The 15883-nt window shown below is 69.3% G+C and carries 13 protein-coding genes and 1 pseudogene; 6 read left to right on the top strand and 8 right to left on the bottom strand.

The window, feature by feature from the left end:
- Nucleotides 1-185: 185 nt before the first annotated feature.
- From thyX to DKM19_RS17360, 3 genes are all read right to left on the bottom strand, one after another.
- The gene (gene thyX / locus DKM19_RS17370; protein WP_204358835.1) at nt 186-917 is read right to left on the bottom strand and encodes an FAD-dependent thymidylate synthase; all 732 of its coding nucleotides are present in this window, start codon (nt 915-917) and stop codon (nt 186-188) included.
- Between the two features lie 215 nt (nt 918-1132).
- The gene (locus tag DKM19_RS17365) at nt 1133-2293 is read right to left on the bottom strand and encodes an amidohydrolase family protein (protein ID WP_110696589.1); all 1161 of its coding nucleotides are present in this window, start codon (nt 2291-2293) and stop codon (nt 1133-1135) included.
- A gap of 102 nt (nt 2294-2395) precedes the next feature.
- Nucleotides 2396-4534 (bottom strand): anthranilate synthase component I, encoded by a 2139-nt coding sequence (locus DKM19_RS17360; protein ID WP_110696588.1) that lies wholly within the window; start codon nt 4532-4534, stop codon nt 2396-2398.
- Nucleotides 4535-4967: 433 nt separating this feature from the next.
- On the opposite strand from DKM19_RS17360, the gene DKM19_RS17355 reads away from it, so the two are divergent.
- Nucleotides 4968-6185 (top strand): alginate lyase family protein, encoded by a 1218-nt coding sequence (locus DKM19_RS17355; RefSeq protein WP_204358834.1) that lies wholly within the window; start codon nt 4968-4970, stop codon nt 6183-6185.
- A 174-nt stretch (nt 6186-6359) separates the two neighbouring features.
- Here the strand turns inward: DKM19_RS17355 and DKM19_RS17345 are convergent, their stop codons facing one another.
- A complete protein-coding gene (locus tag DKM19_RS17345) occupies nt 6360-8072 on the bottom strand; it encodes an AMP-binding protein (protein WP_110696586.1) in 1713 nt (570 codons plus the stop codon).
- Between the two features lie 183 nt (nt 8073-8255).
- Between DKM19_RS17345 and DKM19_RS17340 the strand changes: the two genes are divergently transcribed.
- The 4 genes and pseudogenes from DKM19_RS17340 to DKM19_RS50675 all read left to right on the top strand — a co-directional run.
- Complete coding sequence (locus DKM19_RS17340) at nt 8256-8669, top strand: MerR family transcriptional regulator (RefSeq protein ID WP_204358833.1); 414 nt, start codon at nt 8256-8258, stop codon at nt 8667-8669.
- Complete coding sequence (locus DKM19_RS17335) at nt 8666-9649, top strand: aldo/keto reductase (RefSeq protein WP_110696585.1); 984 nt, start codon at nt 8666-8668, stop codon at nt 9647-9649. Before DKM19_RS17340 ends, DKM19_RS17335 begins: the two co-directional genes overlap by 4 nt.
- Before the next feature lie 549 nt (nt 9650-10198).
- A complete protein-coding gene (locus DKM19_RS17330) occupies nt 10199-11155 on the top strand; it encodes a TIGR01777 family oxidoreductase (RefSeq protein ID WP_110696584.1) in 957 nt (318 codons plus the stop codon).
- A gap of 431 nt (nt 11156-11586) precedes the next feature.
- Nucleotides 11587-11748, top strand: a pseudogene (locus tag DKM19_RS50675) (alpha/beta fold hydrolase); the annotation flags it as partial.
- A 66-nt stretch (nt 11749-11814) separates the two neighbouring features.
- Here the strand turns inward: DKM19_RS50675 and DKM19_RS51725 are convergent.
- Nucleotides 11815-12501, bottom strand: a complete 687-nt coding sequence (locus DKM19_RS51725) for a CGNR zinc finger domain-containing protein (RefSeq protein WP_239514296.1) — start codon at nt 12499-12501, stop codon at nt 11815-11817.
- A gap of 64 nt (nt 12502-12565) precedes the next feature.
- The gene (locus DKM19_RS17315; RefSeq protein ID WP_110696582.1) at nt 12566-13783 is read right to left on the bottom strand and encodes an MFS transporter; all 1218 of its coding nucleotides are present in this window, start codon (nt 13781-13783) and stop codon (nt 12566-12568) included.
- Between the two features lie 227 nt (nt 13784-14010).
- Between DKM19_RS17315 and DKM19_RS17310 the strand changes: the two genes are divergently transcribed.
- Complete coding sequence (locus DKM19_RS17310) at nt 14011-14172, top strand: hypothetical protein (protein ID WP_204358832.1); 162 nt, start codon at nt 14011-14013, stop codon at nt 14170-14172.
- Nucleotides 14173-14219: 47 nt separating this feature from the next.
- On the opposite strand, the gene DKM19_RS17305 is transcribed toward DKM19_RS17310, so the two are convergent.
- Nucleotides 14220-15200 carry a CU044_5270 family protein gene (locus tag DKM19_RS17305; protein WP_110696581.1) on the bottom strand — a complete coding sequence of 327 codons (981 nt, stop codon included), beginning with the start codon at nt 15198-15200 and terminating at the stop codon, nt 14220-14222.
- Nucleotides 15193-15801 carry an RNA polymerase sigma factor gene (locus DKM19_RS17300; protein ID WP_110705776.1) on the bottom strand — a complete coding sequence of 203 codons (609 nt, stop codon included), beginning with the start codon at nt 15799-15801 and terminating at the stop codon, nt 15193-15195. Before DKM19_RS17300 ends, DKM19_RS17305 begins: the two co-directional genes overlap by 8 nt.
- Nucleotides 15802-15883: the final 82 nt, after the last annotated feature.

Here is a 15883-nt window from a genome sequence, read left to right as displayed (position 1 = left end):
CGATCCCTCAAACCACGCGGAGCCCGGCGGGACACGTCGCAGCATGGCAGGCATGAGGCCCGGCACCAAGAAAGACGGCCATGCACGACGTCCCCCTCACCGCCGGACCCTTTTCCCCGCGGCAGGAACACCCGGCGACCCCGTGCCCTCCACCGGGAGCCGGGACCTACGTCCTGCCTGCCCCTCTACGGAGCGATCCGGCCTGTCTCGACGAAGGCGGCGTGCGTGAGGGGCATCAGCGTCGACCAGGCGGCCTCCATCTTCTCCCCCACCATCTCGATCTCCCGCTGCGGGAACGAGGGCACCTTGGCCTGCTCGTTCTTGGTGCGCAGGGAGAGGAAGTGCATCAGCGAGCGCGCGTTGCAGGTGGCGTACATCGTGGAGAACAGACCGACGGGCAGCACCGCCCTGGCCACCTCACGGGCGACCCCGGCCTCCAGCATCTCCCGGTAGGCGGCGTACGACTGGCGGTATGACGCCTCCATCGCCTCTTTCACGACCTTGTGCTGTTCCTCGCTGCCCTCGACGAAGACGTATTTGCCCGGGCGGCCCTCCTGGACCAGCTTCCGCTCCGCACCCGGAACATAGAAATTGGGCTCAAGCTCCCTGTAGCGTCCGCTTTCCTCGTTGTAGGACCAGCCGACCCTGTGGCGGTGGAATTCACGGAAAACGAAGATCGGCGCACCGATGAGGAAGGTCATCGAATTGTGCTCGAACGGGCTGCCGTGCCGATCCCGCATCAGATAATTGATCAGTCCTTTGGACCGCGCCGGGTCCTTTCCGACCTCCTCAAGGGACTTCTCCCCCGCGGTCGACACCCGAGCCGCCCAGAGCACGTCGGAGTCGGAAGCGCTGTGCTTGACCAACTCCACGGTCACGTCGTCGAGAAAACGTGTCTCTGCCTCATAGCCCGTCAACTGACTCCCCCTCATCCGTTGTTCGCGCCATATCGTAAACCGTCCGAGGGCGGCAGGCGGCGTGGCCCTGCCGACGAGGCACCCGAACGACCGGTGATCGGAGAGAGGGACGTGCCCCTCATCTCGGAGGTCCTCCCGGAATCTCGGAGATCCTCCCGGAGGTCGTCCTGCGGGCCGTGTCCACCGGCAGTGGTCCGCCGGCGAGGCGAGGCGGTCTACAGCCGGTATACCCGGCGGGCATTGCCAGAACCGATCATGTGGGCCACCCGGGCCGCGTCCTGGGCGCTCCACTCGTCGGCGGTCAGCCGCAGCGCCAGCGCCCTGGCCAGGCTCCGCCGGTAGTACAGCGCACCCAGGAGGCAGCTCTCGGCCACGCCGTGGCTGCCGGAGCCGAACAGCTGCTTGTGAAAGGGGACAAGCTCCAGCAGCTCTCCCATGATCGCCGCCGATCCCACGGCGGCGCAGCCCAGGGCCAGGCCCACGTCGACGTAGACGTGCGGGAAGACGCCGGCGAGGTAGGCCGCCTGGCGGTGGAACGGATAGCAGTGCAGCAGGACGACGGGCACGCCGATCGGCTGCACCGCCCGGAGGAAACCGACCATCAGCGCCGGATCCCCGCCGTACGGGTCCAGGTCCGGATCGCCGTAGCCGACATGGAACCGCAGCGGCCGGTTGCGCTCCCTGGCCACGTCCACGGCCGCCCAGAGCAGGTGACGCAGCAGCACGGGGTCGGTGAGCCGCTCGGCGGGCTCGGCCAGCCGCCGGGTGGCCGCCGCGATCACCGACCCCCGGCTGGGCCTGGCCGGGTCGCGGCCCAGGCCGTGCCGGTAAGCGACGGCCGAGGTGAGCCCGGCCGCCTGGGCGGCCCTGCCCGCGAGGTGCTGGGTGAGGCTGGAGATATAGGAGACCCCCGAGACCGCCGTCCGCGCGACCTCGCGCTCGACCTGCTCGATCATGACGATCTCCTCGGCCGCCGCGCCGCCCGCGTGGCCCATCTCCGCCGCCGAGAGCAGCTCGGGACCGCCGGAGCCTCCGTCGACCAGGAAGGTCACGATCCCGGCCTCGCCCAGCAGCCGCCGGTTCACCTCGGCCGCGCCCAGCTCGGCCCGGCGGGCCAGGTAGACGGCCGGCGGCACGTGCGGGTCCAGGTCGAGGACCGGTGCGCACCAGCGGCGGACCGCGGCGCCCGCCGGGGTGTCGAAATGGGTGGTTCCGGGAGGGGCCGGGGTGCCGGCCTGGGTGAGCAGCATCTCGAACCCGCCCCGCGTCAGGTCGTCGCGGCGCACCCCGTGGCAGTGATGGTCGACCAGCGGAGCCAGCAGGGCCTCCCGCACCGTGTCGGGAAGCCCGACGGGCAGCGCGTCGTCCCATCTCATGCCGACTCCTCCCATGGCTGCGGGCGGATCGATCTGTCCGATCCGCCCGCAGTCCTCACATCAGGAGAACTCTACGACTACCCAACGTGATCTCGCGGCTCTTTACGCAGAGGTACGGCAGAGCCGCAGGACGTTGGCGATGACCCTGGCTCCGGCGCCGCCCCGGGCGGTGAGGATCGACTCGGGGTGGAACTGCACGGCGAAGCGCCGCCTCGCCACGTCCTCGATCGCCATCACCGCACCGTCCGGGGTGAGCGCGGTGGTGGTGAAACCGACGACCCCCGGCTGCTTGGCGTGGACCGAGTGGTAACGCGCCGCGGTGAACTCCTCGGGGAGCCCCTCCAGCAGCGCGCTGTCGCCGATCCGCCTCACCTGGCCGCGCTTTCCGTGCTCGGGGTGGTCGAGTAGGCCGAGCGTGCCGCCCGCCTGCTCGACCATGCCCTGCAGGCCGAGACAGACGCCGAACACCGGCAGGTCGCGCTCGTAGAGCGCCTCGACCAGCGCCGGCAGGCCGAAGTCCGACGGCCATCCGGGCCCCGGCGACAGCACGACGAGCGACGGGGCGATCTCCTCGATCATCGACGCGGGGAAGCCGTGCCTGAGCGTGACGACCTCGGCGCCCTGCTGGCGGAAGTAGTCGGCCAGGGTGTTGACGAAGGAGTCCTCGTGGTCGACGAGCAGCACCTTCATGCCCTCGCCCGGCCGCTCCCCCGCCGGTTCGGCCGCGGTCTGCTTCTGCGGTGCGCCGACCGCGGCCAGGGCGCCGAGCAGGGCGCTGGCCTTGAGCTCGGTCTCGCGCTCCTCGGCCTCGGGGTCGGAGTCGAACAGCAGCGTGGCCCCGGCCCTGACGGTGGCGACGCCGCCGCGGATCTGCGCGGTGCGCAGGGTCAGGCCGGTGTTCATCGAGCCGTCGAAGCCGATGAAGCCGACCGCTCCGCCGTACCAGCGCCTGGTGGTGGCCTCGTGGTCCTCGATGAACTGCATCGCCCAGGTCTTGGGGGCCCCGGTGACGGTGACGGCCCACATGTGGGTGAGGAAGGCGTCCAGCGCGTCGAACTCCGGTCGCAGGCGGCCCTCGATGTGGTCCACGGTGTGGATCAACCGGGAGTACATCTCGATCTGACGCCGCCCGATGACCTGAACGGTGCCCGGCACGCAGATGCGGGACTTGTCGTTGCGGTCCACGTCGGTGCACATGGTCAGCTCCGACTCCTCCTTCACGCTGGACAGGAGGGTGCGGATCGCGTCGGCGTCCTCGATCGGGTTGCTGCCGCGGGCGATGGTGCCGGAGATGGGACAGGTCTCGACGCGCTCGCCGCTGACCCGGACGTACATCTCCGGGGAGGCGCCGACCAGGTGCTCGCCCTCGCCGAGGTTGAACAGGAACTCGTACGGCGCGGGGTTGACCTTGCGCAGGCCCCGGTAGAAGGCGGCCGGGTCGGTGCAGGGCGCGTGGAAGACCTGACCGGGGACGACCTCGAACAGGTCGCCCCGGACGAACTTCTCCTTGGCCGCGGCCACGACCTGGGCGTAGGAGCCCTTCTCGGGGTCGGCGGGGATCTCGGAGGGGGCGGCGGGCAGCGGAACGCTCTCCCCCTCGCGGGCGAGGCCCCGGGTGGAGAGGCCGTCCACGGTGAACTCGTAGCGGTACTCCTTGCTGGTCTCCCGCTTACGGTCGATCACCATCACCCGGTCGGGCAGGTGCAGCACCAGGTCACGCTGGTCCTCGGCACGGGTGAGGACCTGCCTGATCGGCTCGAACTGGAAGGCCAGGTCGTATCCGAAAGAGCCGTAGAGACCCAGGTGCTCGTTCTCGCCCTTGAACGCGGCGATGATCTCGCGGATCGCGGTGAACACCGTGGGACGGCGGCTGCGCATCTCCTCGGGGAAGATCTCCTCGGACTCCGCGACGTAGATCTCGATGTGCTCCGCCGTCGGCTGTCCGGTGGGCTTGCCCGCGGCGAGCAGGCAGGACGCGACGGCGGGCAGCACCACCCTGCCGCGCGCGTTCAGCGCACGGGCGGAGATCCTGCGGCCCCTGGCCACGATCTCCAGGCAGGGGTCGACGTAGGCCAGATGCCATCGGCTGTAGCGGCCGGGATACTCCATCCCGGAGGAGAGCACTCCTCCGCGGCGCTCGCCGAGCGTCGTGACGACGTCCTCGAGCACCGTCTCGGGCACGTCGAATGCCGCGACCTCGACATCGATGCCGCCGGCGGTGGTATATCCGCTGGTCTCCACTGCAGTCTCGCCCCTTATTTGGTTTCCCTGAAGCCCAGAGGGGGCGGACACACAGAAGGCCACCTCCCTGGGCGGCCGTCCGTCTGCTCGCGAATGCGAAACCTGCGCCGCTTAGAAGCGGCGCCACCACTGAAGGGTATCGAGGTATCGCATGCGGCAAAGAGTACCGGCGAAAACCGTGATCATGCAACGTGGCCGCGTCGCACCCTTGGTCACGTCACGGCCACTTCTGTGGCAAGAAGATCCTTTTCCTCCCGCCATGTTCCGCCGACGCCCCATCCATAAGGGCTCCCGATGGCCACCTTAAATGTTAGGAAACTTTCCTAAATAGCTTGACGGGAACTTGTCGAGCTGGGTTGGATGAGCGGTCATCGAGACCCTCAGTCGAGACCTCTCGCCATCCCCTTGGCCTGTCGCCAGCGAGGAGTTCCACGTGCTCGGACGTATCCGGACAACGGCCATCGCGGTCATCGGTGCCGCGGCTCTCGCCGTCACCTCCATAACCACCCCCGCGGCCGGCGCCGCCCCCCTCCCGAAGGCGGCGGCCGTCAAGGCCGCCCCGGCCACCTTCGTTCATCCCGGCGTCCTGGTCGGCAAGGGCCAGCTCGACTTCATGAAGTCGAAGGTCAACGCGGGCGCCCAGCCGTGGAAGGGCGCCTACGACCAGATGATGAGCCATTCACTGGCGTCACTGTCGCGGACCCCGAAGCCGCGCGCGATCGTGGAGTGCGGTTCGTACTCCAACCCGAACAACGGCTGCACCGACGAGCGTCAGGACGCACTCGCCGCCTACACCCTCGCGCTGGCCTGGTACGTCACCCAGGACAGCAGGTACGCCAAGAAGTCCATCGAGATCATGGACGCCTGGTCCGCCGTGATCAAGGATCACACCAACAGCAACGCGCCGCTGCAGACCGGGTGGGCCGGGTCCTCGTGGCCCAGGGCCGCCGAGATCATCCGGTACACCTACACCGGCTGGTCCGCCGCCAACGTCACCCGCTTCTCCACCATGCTGCGCAACGTCTACCTGCCCAAGGTCATCAACGGTTCCAACAGCAACGGCAACTGGGAACTGAGCATGATGGAGGCCGCGATCGGGATCTCGGTCTTCCTGGAGGACCGCGCCTCCTATGACAAGGCCGTGAGCAAGTTCCGCGGCCGCGTGCCCGCCTTCATCTACATCAGCGCCGACGGCGCCCTTCCCAAGGCTCCTCCGGGCAGCAGCGTCGACACCAAGGCCGAGATCATCAGCTACTGGCAGGGGCAGTCCACGTTCATGGACGGCCTCACCCAGGAGACCTGCCGCGACTTCGTCCACACCGGATACGGCCTCTCCGCCATCTCGCACTTCGCCGAGACCACCCGGATCCAGGGTCAGGACCTCTACCCGGAGATCAGCGAACGGCTGCGCCACGCGCTGGGGCTCCAGGCGAAGTACCAGCTCGGCACCGCCGTACCGTCCTCGCTGTGCGGGGGCAAGCTCACCCTCGGCCTGGGCCCGGTCACGGAGGTCGGGTTCAACGCCCTCAACACCCGCATGGGCATCGCCATGACAAACACGCAGCGGCTCACCGAGCAGCAGCGTCCGGCCGGGACGAACGTCCTCTTCGTCGCGTGGGAGACCCTGACCCACGCCGGCAACCCCGCCTGACAACGGCTTCGATGAGAGGCCGGCCGGGTCGGCCTCTCATCGCGTCCGGCATCCGGCATCCGGCATCCGGCATCCGGCATCCGGCATCCGGCATCCGGCATCCGGCATCCGGCATCCGGCATCCGGCATCCGGCAAGGATGGACGACCGGGCATCCGGGCGGGATGGACGACCGTCAGAATCGCAGTTCGCGGAGCTCGGGAAACTCCTCGTCGCGCCACTCCGGGAGGGAGGCGCCCTCGGAGGCGGCCTCCCGCTCGCGGCCCCGGAGATCGACCCTGCGGATCTTGCCCGACACCGTCTTCGGCAGCTCGAAGAACTCCAGCCGGCGCACCCGCTGGAACGGCGCGAGCTTCTCCCTGGCATGACGCAGAATGGCCAGCGCGGTCTCGCGGTCCGGCTCCCATCCCGCCGCCAGCGCGACATACGCCTTCGGCACCGCCAGCCGCAGCTCGTCCGGTGCCGGCACCACGGCCGCCTCCGCGACCGCGGGGTGCTCGATCAGCACGCTCTCCAGCTCGAACGGCGAGATCTTGTAGTCCGAGGCCTTGAACACGTCGTCGGTGCGCCCGACGTAGAAGATGTAGCCGTCCTCGTCGCGGACGGCCACATCCCCGGTGTGGTAGTACCCACCGGTCATCGCGTCGGCGTGGCGCTCGTCGTCGCCCTGGTAGCCCGTCATCAGTGAGACCGGACGGCGGCTCAGGTCGATGCAGATCTCACCCTCGTCCGACTTCTCGCCGGTGACGAGGTCGACCAGCGTCACCGGCATCCCGGGCAGGGGCAGGCCCATGGAGCCGGGCTTGACCGGCATTCCCGGCACGTTGCCGACCAGCAGCGTGGTCTCGGTCTGTCCGAAGCCGTCGCGCAGCGTCAGTCCCCACTGCCGCCGGACCTGATCGATCACCTCGGGGTTCAGCGGCTCCCCCGCCGACAGCACCTCGCGCAGCCGGCCGGGCCCGCCGGACAGGTCGGCCTTGATCAGCATCCGCCACACCGTCGGCGGCGCGCAGAACGTCGTCACCTCGGCGCGGCGGATCTGACCCAGCAGGGCGCCGGGGTCGAACCGGCCGTAGTTGTAAACGAAGATCGTGGCCTGGGCGATCCACGGTGCGAAGAAGCAGCTCCAGGCGTGCTTGGCCCAGCCGGGAGAGCTGATGTTCAGGTGCACGTCCCCCGGACGCGAACCGATCCAGTAGGCCGTCGACAGGTGCCCCATCGGGTAGGAGACCTGGGTGTGCTCGACCAGCTTGGGCTTGCTCGTGGTGCCCGAGGTGAAGTACAGCAGCAGCGGGTCCTGCGGCGCCGTACCCGGGTGTGCCACCGGCTGGTCCGAGAGAGCGTACGCGTCCCGGTAGGATGCCCAGCCCGCCGGGGCGTCGCCCACGCAGATCCGTCCGTACCGTCCGGGCACGTCGCCGAACTTGGCGCTGTCCGCGGCGTTGGCGATCACATACCGCGCACCGCCCCGGTCGATGCGGTCCGCCAGGTCCGCCGGCCCGAGCGCGGTGGTGGTCGGCATGATCACCGCGCCCAGCTTCATCACCGCCAGCATCGACTCCCAGAGCTCGACCTGGTTGTTCAGCATGAGCATCACCCGATCGCCGCGGGAGACACCCTGCACCGCCAGGAACGCCGCGACCTGGTTCGAGCGCCGTGCCATCTCGTCGAAGCTGTGGCGGGCCTCGGAGCCGTCCTCCTCCACCAGCCACAGCGCCGTCTGGTCGTTGTCGCGGGCGAGCACGTCGAACCAGTCCACCGCCCAGTTGAAATGCCCCTCGAGCTCCGGCCAGGCGAACTGCTCGACCGCCTTGGCGTAGTCGCCGTTCAGGCCCAGCAGCAGGTCACGTGCCTTGAGGTAGATCTCGGTATTTCTGGTCGCGCCCACGGCGACAACTCCTCTCGACGATCGCCACAAGGTACGGCAACACCGCCCGACCCGACACCCCCAAAACAGGGACACGATCGCAACGGCCGGGACCGTGATCCGCCGTAGACCCTGAAAATCTTTACTTTTGCATGGTTTGAACTGATTTGACCTGGTCTGCACTCCAGCATGGAGAGTAAGGGCATGGAGACGGTGATGACCCGGCTCGCGCCGGAGGTGGAGATCCCCGAAGAGGGGTTGCCGATCAGCGCGGCCGCGGCCGCCTGCGGGCTGAGCATCGACGCGCTGCGCTACTACGAACGGGAAGGGCTGACGCTGGCGCCCGCCGACCGGGCGCCTTCCGGACGGAGGCGCTACTTCGAACGGGACCTGAGCTGGCTGGCCAGCCTCGTAATGCTCCGCCGGACCGGCATGCCGATCCGTGACATCCGGGACTTCGTGCAGATCTGCCGGGAAAAGGGCAGCGAACTCGAACGCCTTGCCGTACTGGAGGCCCATCGCGATCGGGTCCTCGCCCAACTCCGCGAGACTCGCGGACATCTGGCCGCGATAGAACGAAAAATCCGTTTTTATCGAGAAAGCATCGCAAAAACATGAAGACTCTTGCATTGGGATCCCATGGTCTGACCGTCTCCGCGGAAGGACTCGGCGCCATGGGCATGAGCGTCTGGTACGGCGCCCGCGACGAACAGGAGTCCCTGGCCACCCTCCGCCGTGCCATCGACCTCGGGGTCACCTTCATCGACACGGCAGAGGCCTACGGCCCCTTCGAGAACGAGAAACTCGTCGGACGCGCCATCGCCGGCCACCGCGACGAGGTCACCGTCGCCACGAAGTTCGCCACCGAGTTCGACGACGACGGCACCAGCCGAGGTCCCAACGGCAGCCCCGCCCACGCCCACAGGGCCGTCGACCGGTCCCTCAAGCACCTGGGCATCGACGTCATCGACCTGTACTACCTGCACCGCGTCGACCCCGACGTGCCCATCGAGGACACCGTCGGTGCGATGGCCGAGATGGTTCACGCCGGCAAGGTCCGCCACATCGGGCTCTCCGAGGTGGCTCCCGCGACGATCCGGCGGGCGCACGCCGTCCACCCGCTCGCCGCGGTGCAGTCGGAATACTCCCTGTTCAGCCGCGAGCCCGAGGACAACGGCGTCCTGGAGACCCTCCACGAACTCGGCATCGGCTTCGTGGCCTTCTCCCCGCTGGGCCGCGGCTTCCTCTCCGGGCAGATCACCCGTGTCGACGACCTCGACCTCGATGACGCCCGCCGCCACCTGCCCCGGTTCTCCCCGGAGAACATCGCGAAGAACCTCACCGTCGTCGACGACCTCAAGGAACTCGCCACGGCGAAGGGCGTAACCCCGTCCCAGCTGGCGCTGGCCTGGGTGATGGCTCAGGGAGTCGTGCCGATCCCCGGCACCAAACGACGCGCCTACCTGGAAGAGAACGCGGCCGCCGCCGACATCACCCTGGCTCCGGGAGAGCTGGCCACGCTGAACGCCGCCGTTCCCCCCGGCATCGCCTCGGGTGAACGCGACACCCCCGCCGGCCTGGCACGCACGTACCGCTGACGCTCCCTCCGGCTCCAGGCCCACGTTTCCGGTGCCGCCCTGGCGAACAACCTCGGTCTCCTGCGCCGCCCTGGCGAACGACGTCGCCGGAACACCCCCTGCAGGACGACCCCGTACGGCGGGCGACGTACCGGTCGGTGCCGCGGCCACATGAACGGCACGACACCGACCCGTAGGACCGCTGGGGAACCGTGGTCGCGGACCTGGTGGGATGCGTTGGCACCGACGAGGTCAGGACCACCCCGGGCCGTCGAAGGAGTACTCGCCCGGGCCCGGGTCGGCGGGATGGTCGAGCATCCAGTGCGCGGCTGGGCTGATCTCAAAGCGATCCGCGCCAGGCTGGGAGCATGCGCCGACCCGAACTCGGGCGTCTACGCCTTCGGCAGGTCGGTTCGCAGCCCCGGGCGCGAGCGAGGTGCGCCGACCCGCAATCTGTTCGGTTCCGCAGCCCAGGACCGTGCCGAGCTTCCCTTGAAGTGAGAATCGACCTACTTTTGAACGCGTTCAACGCTTTGCGTTAGGCTCGTCCCACACGCCCAGGGGAGCCTGATGAAGATAGTGATACCCGGGGGAACCGGGCAGGTAGGCGCGATCCTGAATCGCGCGTTGACCGCCGCAGGCCATGACGTTGTGGTCCTGACCAGAAGGCCGGTGCACGAGCGTGAAGTCCGCTGGGACGGCGAAACCCCGGGCCCATGGACGAAGGAGATCGACGGCAGCGACATAGTGATCAACCTGGCCGGACGCAGCGTCAGCTGCCGCTACACCGCCGCCAATCTGCGGGCCATGATGGATTCGCGCGTGCACTCCGCCCGGGTTGTGGGCGAGGCGATCGCAACCGCCGCGCGGCCTCCCCGGGTCTGGTTGCAGATGAGCACCGCCACGGTCTACTCCCATCGCTTCGACGCACCCAACGACGAGGCGACCGGCGTGCTCGGCGGCGCTGAATTCGGCGTCCCGGGCTACTGGGCCTACAGCGTCGAGATCGCAAAAGCGTGGGAGCGAGCGCAGGAGCGAGCCGAAACCCCGCACACGCGCAAGGTCGCCCTGCGCTCCGCCATGGTGATGAGCCCCGATCGCGGCGGCGTCTTCGACGCCTTGCTACGGATGGCGCGGCTCGGCCTCGGCGGCCCGGTGGCGGGCGGCGCGCAGTACGTGTCCTGGATCCACGACCGCGATTTTGTCCGCGCCGTCGAGTTCCTGACCGACCGAGACGACCTCGCCGGGCCGGTGAACCTCGCCGCTCCCGTTCCCCTACCCCAGCGCATGTTCATGCGCGTGCTGCGCACTGCGTGGGGTGTCCCGGTGGGACTGCCCGCAACGAAGTGGATGGCCGAGCTCGGCGCGTTCGCGCTGCGCTCGGACACCGAACTCCTCCTGAAAAGCCGCAGAGTCGTCCCCGGCCGCCTGCTCGAAGCGGGCTTCACCTTCGACCACGCCCAGTGGCCGGACGCCGCCGACGACCTCGTGCGGCGCGTGCGCGGCGGACCTGGCTACACCGGATGAGCGGTGCCCCGCCTCGAACTCTGCGAGGCGGGACACCTCTCGTTGTGGGTGTCTCAATCACCTGAGCCGTCAGATGCTCCATCTCGCGAGAGACGGCGCATGTCTCACGGAATCTGGTGCGTCCTCGTCGTGGAGAGCGCTATGGCCGCGTCATGCATGATGTCCGGATGATGAGGATCGAGACGCCGTGGGGGCCCTGGGAAGCTGCGCCGCTTGGTGAGGTCGTCGCGTTGATGCCGCGGGCTGGCCGTGCCGTGGTGGGTGAGTGGTGGGTACGCGATCGAGCCGGCTGTGGGCCATCCATATCGCGAGCATGGGGACGTGGATATCGCGTTGCTGCGTCGTGATGCTCGGATAAGCGCTCATAGTCCCGCACGCACCGCCTGCGCTGACAGTCCGCGACAGCGTCCTCGGGTCTGGGAGAAACCGGGATGCGCCCTCCTGGCGCCCGCGACCGCGTCATCGCCTACGACCGGCGTGGCTTCGGCCGCTTGAGCCGGCCCACTGCCGGCTACGACTACGACACCTTCGCCGACGACCTCAACGCCCTCATGGACGAACTCGACCGGCAGGACGCGGTGCTGGCCGGGTCCTCGATGGGCAGCGGCGAGGTGACCCGCTGCCTGGGCGCGGCGTCGACCGTTGATCGCGTACGAGTCCTACGGGGTGCCGCCCCGGGCGGCGCGGCGGCGCTCGGTGAGCCGCCGGGCCTTGGCCGTGTTGCCGCAGTCGGCCATGCGGCACCAGCGGCGGGAGCCGTTGCGGCTCTGGTCGAGGAACAGCCATCCGCAGCCGCCGTCGCGTATGGGGCAGCGGCGTACCCGGGGCAGGTCGGCCGTCCGCAGGACGTCGAGTGCGGCCTCGGCGACCCGGTCGGGTATCAGCATGGCGGGTATCGTGCCGTAGGTGAGCCGCACCTGCGGCGGGTCGCCTCTGTCGAGTACCAGCGCGGCTCTGGCAGCTGCCCCGGCCCATCGCTCGTGCAGCATGACCAGCGCGGCCCCGGCCGCGATCGGATCCCCCTCGCCCGCGTCGTCCGCCGGCCCGCCGTCGGCGGGCCGGATCGTTGCGAGCACCACGAGGTGCAGCCCTTCCCGGATGTCCCGTACGGTGGCCAGCCCCGCCTGCGCCGACGCGGGATCGTCGTGCCACGCCTGGCCGGCCCGATCGCGCTCCGCGTCGCCGATCAGGCCTGTCCTGGCCGCCCAGCGCAGCAATGCGGGGGCGTCGGACAGATAGTCGTGGGGCGGCCCGCCGTCGAGCGGTACCCCTCGTTCGAGCGTGTTGACCAGATCGAGCGCGGGGTGCCCACCGACCAGGGGAAGGTGTCCCACGTCGAGTGACATGCCCTTGAGGCTACCACTCAAAGCAGGCAAGGAGGTTGCACGATTTGATGCGTTGAGCGTCGGATCACGTGACTCGAGCGCCCGCGGGCAGGGGGTCGGCGGCCGTGGCCGGTGCGCCCTTCCGCCGGCTGGACAGGACCGGCTCGGCCAACACGATGGCGAATGCTGCCAGGCTGAGCAGCGCCCCGGCCAGTGCCGTGCTGCGCACGCCCGGACCGGGCAGGAGCACGCTGCCGAGGAACGCGCCCGCGGTGATGCCCACATTGAACGCCATGGAGGTAGCGGCGCTCGCCATGACCGACTCGCCCGGCGCGTACACGAGCACCCGCGATCCCAGTACGGCGGTCAGGCCTGCGAGTGTGAAGCCGGACAGGGAGATCGCGATGACGGTCCCGACCGGGGAGGCGCCGAACGCGTACTGCCCGGCGAGCGCCAACGCCTGTAGACCTATGAGCCCCGTCATGGTGCTCCAGCCGTGGCGGTCGACGAGGTAGCCCACCACGAACACGCCGGCCAGGCCCGCGACCCCGCGTGCCAGCAGAAGCGGGCCGATCGATGACTCGGTGAAGCCGCTGACGTCGCTCAGGAACGGGCTGATGTAGGTGAACGCCGTGAACGCGCCGGTGACCGCGACCGCCGTGGTGGCCACGATCGACAGGTACCGGCCGCGATCGGGCGCGCTGCCCCGGTCCGCCGCGCCTTGCCCGGCGGGCGTGTCGGGCAGGACGGCCGCGATCGTGGCGAGGACGAGCAGGGCCAGGCCGCTGAGCGCGAGGAACGCCACCCGCCAGTTGGTCTGCTGGCCGAGCCACGTGCCGGCCGGGATGCCGGTCAGCGCGGCGCTGGAGGCGCCGGCGTACAGGATGGACAGGGCCCGGCCGCGCACCTCGGCCCGGAAGAGGCCGGCGGCGGCCGGCGTCACGATGGCCCAGAACAGCGCCTGGCTCAGCGCGGTCACCATCCGGGCGCCCATGAGCAGCCAGTAGTTCCCCGCCATGGCTGACAGGCAGGTCGCCACGACGAAGATGCCCAACAGGACGCACAGCAGCCGCCGCCGGGGCAGCCGGCGAGTCAGTCGCGTGAGCGGCAGGGACACCAGCACGATGATCAGGCCGTATCCGGTGACCAGGAGCCCGACCGCTGACGGGCTGGTGCCGAGATCCTGGGCGATCAGGGGGAGCAGGCCGATGGGCAGCGACTCGGTGGTCACGTAGATGAACACGGCCAGGGTCAGGGCGGTCAGTGCGACGATCGCCGACTTGCTTCCGAAGCGTTCTTGCACGCGGTCTCCTCGACTGGTTCACCATCGTTCGGGATGATGAAGGTAGCTTTTTCATGTCGCATCGCGGGAATACCCTGTTGGACATGAATGTAGACGTGTGCGTGCTACCGGTCAACGAAATTTAGACGGTACGCTGACGGCTGTGCAGGAGCCCGAACGCGGGGCGGCTTTCGGCCATGTCATGCGCCTGGAAATTCAACAGGGCCGCAGGGACCCCCGATGAGCTGATGTCTCGGGTGGCCACCCTGTGGTCGTTCGCCACGACGGTCACCCAGCCGCTGTTCATCCTCCTTGGCGGCCTGATGGCGACCTGGGCCGATGCCCGAACGTCGCTTTTTGCCGCCGCGGGCATGATGTGCGCGGCCGCGGTACTGCTGCCGCGCAGGTGAAGCAGAACCGGCCGGTGGGCACCCATCGGGTGCCCACCGGCCGGTCGCTATCGGCGCTGCCCGGCCTTCTCCACGATGCCCGAGGCCAGTTCGGCGGTGGAGTAGACGCTTCCTGCCCGGAATATCAGGTCCGAGCCCAACATCTCATCGCGCAGCCACAGCATCCGCATGCCGAGGTAGCGGAAGGTCTTCGGCTCGAGGATGAGATATCGCCGCGTGTCCAGGCCGTCGGTCTCCCGGAAGACCCCGAGACCCTTGCGCCCCGCGGCGTCCTCGACATCCACCTCGACGCCTACCCCGGGGATCTTCCCCAGCGCGCGGTACATCGCCGCCTCCAGCTTCGGCGGCATGATCGCCTGCTGTTCCAGATAAACGGAGATCACCCGGAAGGCGCGCGCGTCGGGATCCTCCCGCGCGGGTGCCACCCCCTCCTCGACCGGCAGATCGATCCAGTGCCGGTCCCCCCGGACGTGCGCGAGGAGCTTGTCGGGGTCGGTGGGCAGCTCGCGGAGCTTTTCGGCGTACTGCTGGGGCGAGAGGTCGTCGTCGCCGGGGTCCGGCGGGACGTCACTGATCCGCAGCCTCCCGTCGTCGTCGTAGCCGGCGGTCTGCTTCCCGTCGTAGCGGATCCACTCCTCCATGGTGTCGGCGTCACCCGAATCCTCATTGGGCTGCCGGGAGAGCGACTTGCTGTACTGCCACTGGTCCGGACGCGGAGACGCGTCCGTCGAGCGCGCCTCGGCGACGAGGGCCGCCTGCGCGAACACCTCCGACGCACTGGCGTACCGCGCCGCCGTCGGTGGGGACGGGTCCCCGGTCCGGTCGATCTGGAAGAGTGTCAGCACGAGGGCCGCCACGAGGCCGAAGGCCCCGGCGAGCACCATGGGACGGCCGAGGGAAAGGAATCCTCGCCGGTTGGCGGCGCGGTCCGTTCCGGCCACCAGGCGGGCGCGAGCGGCCGCGAGTCGCTCGGCGCCCGGCTCGGGCGCGTCGGCGCGTAGCTCGCGGAGCGCGGTCAGGTCATCCACGGTCGGCCTCCTCTTGGATCGCGGTGGGGTCGGTACCGCCGAGCGCGGCACGGGTTTTCCTCCTGGCCCGGTGGAGTCGTGAGCGCACCGTGCCGACGGGAATGCCCAGGGCGTGGGCGACCTCGTCATAGCTGAAATCGGCCCACGCGATCAGCAGCAGCACGTCGCGATCGCCCCCCGACAGTGTCGCGAGCGCGCTCGCCAGTTCCCGGCGCGCGGCCGAGGCCGTGACCTCGGCGTCCACGCGGTCGGCGTAGCTCTCGGCCACCTCGTCCACACCGGTCCTGGCCAGTGCCCGGTAGGAGCGGACCTCCGTACGGCGGTGCTTGCCGATGAGGTTGGCGGCGATGCCGTACAGCCAGGGCCGGGCGTCCGGACGGGTCGCGTCGTAGCGCCCGCGTTTCCCGAAGGCGGCGAGGAAGGTGCCGGCGACGATGTCGTCGGCCATGGAGTCGCCCAGCCTGCGGGTGACGTATCGGTGGAGCTCCGGCGCGTGACGGTCGAACAGGGCGGCGAACACGCCGGGTTCGTCACGGGACCGTCGGATCAGCTCCGCGTCGTCGGTGCGGTCCGATGTCTCGGCGCGCTGTGCATCGGCGATCAAACGTGGCTCCGCTCATCGGGCCTCTGTTCTCACGAGGCGGGGGGCACGGTCATCCCTACTCACCCGAAGCGACCAATCG

The organism is Streptosporangium sp. 'caverna' (genome assembly GCF_003203775.1).
Classification (GTDB): Bacteria; Actinomycetota; Actinomycetes; order Streptosporangiales; family Streptosporangiaceae; genus Streptosporangium; species Streptosporangium subroseum.
The sequence above is the reverse complement of the archived record's forward strand: the minus strand, read 5'-3'. Positions and strand labels throughout refer to the sequence as shown.

Excerpts from the sequence above, each read along its gene's own strand:
- DKM19_RS17340 (WP_204358833.1), top strand. The coding sequence starts at position 8,256 with ATGGAGACGGTGATGACCCGGCTCGCGCCGGAGGTGGAGATCCCCGAA.
- DKM19_RS51725 (WP_239514296.1), bottom strand. The coding sequence starts at position 12,501 with ATGTCACTCGACGTGGGACACCTTCCCCTGGTCGGTGGGCACCCCGCG.
- DKM19_RS17335 (WP_110696585.1), top strand. The coding sequence starts at position 8,666 with ATGAAGACTCTTGCATTGGGATCCCATGGTCTGACCGTCTCCGCGGAA.
- DKM19_RS17330 (WP_110696584.1), top strand. The coding sequence starts at position 10,199 with ATGAAGATAGTGATACCCGGGGGAACCGGGCAGGTAGGCGCGATCCTG.
- DKM19_RS17365 (WP_110696589.1), bottom strand. The coding sequence starts at position 2,293 with ATGAGATGGGACGACGCGCTGCCCGTCGGGCTTCCCGACACGGTGCGG.
- DKM19_RS17310 (WP_204358832.1), top strand. The coding sequence starts at position 14,011 with ATGTCTCGGGTGGCCACCCTGTGGTCGTTCGCCACGACGGTCACCCAG.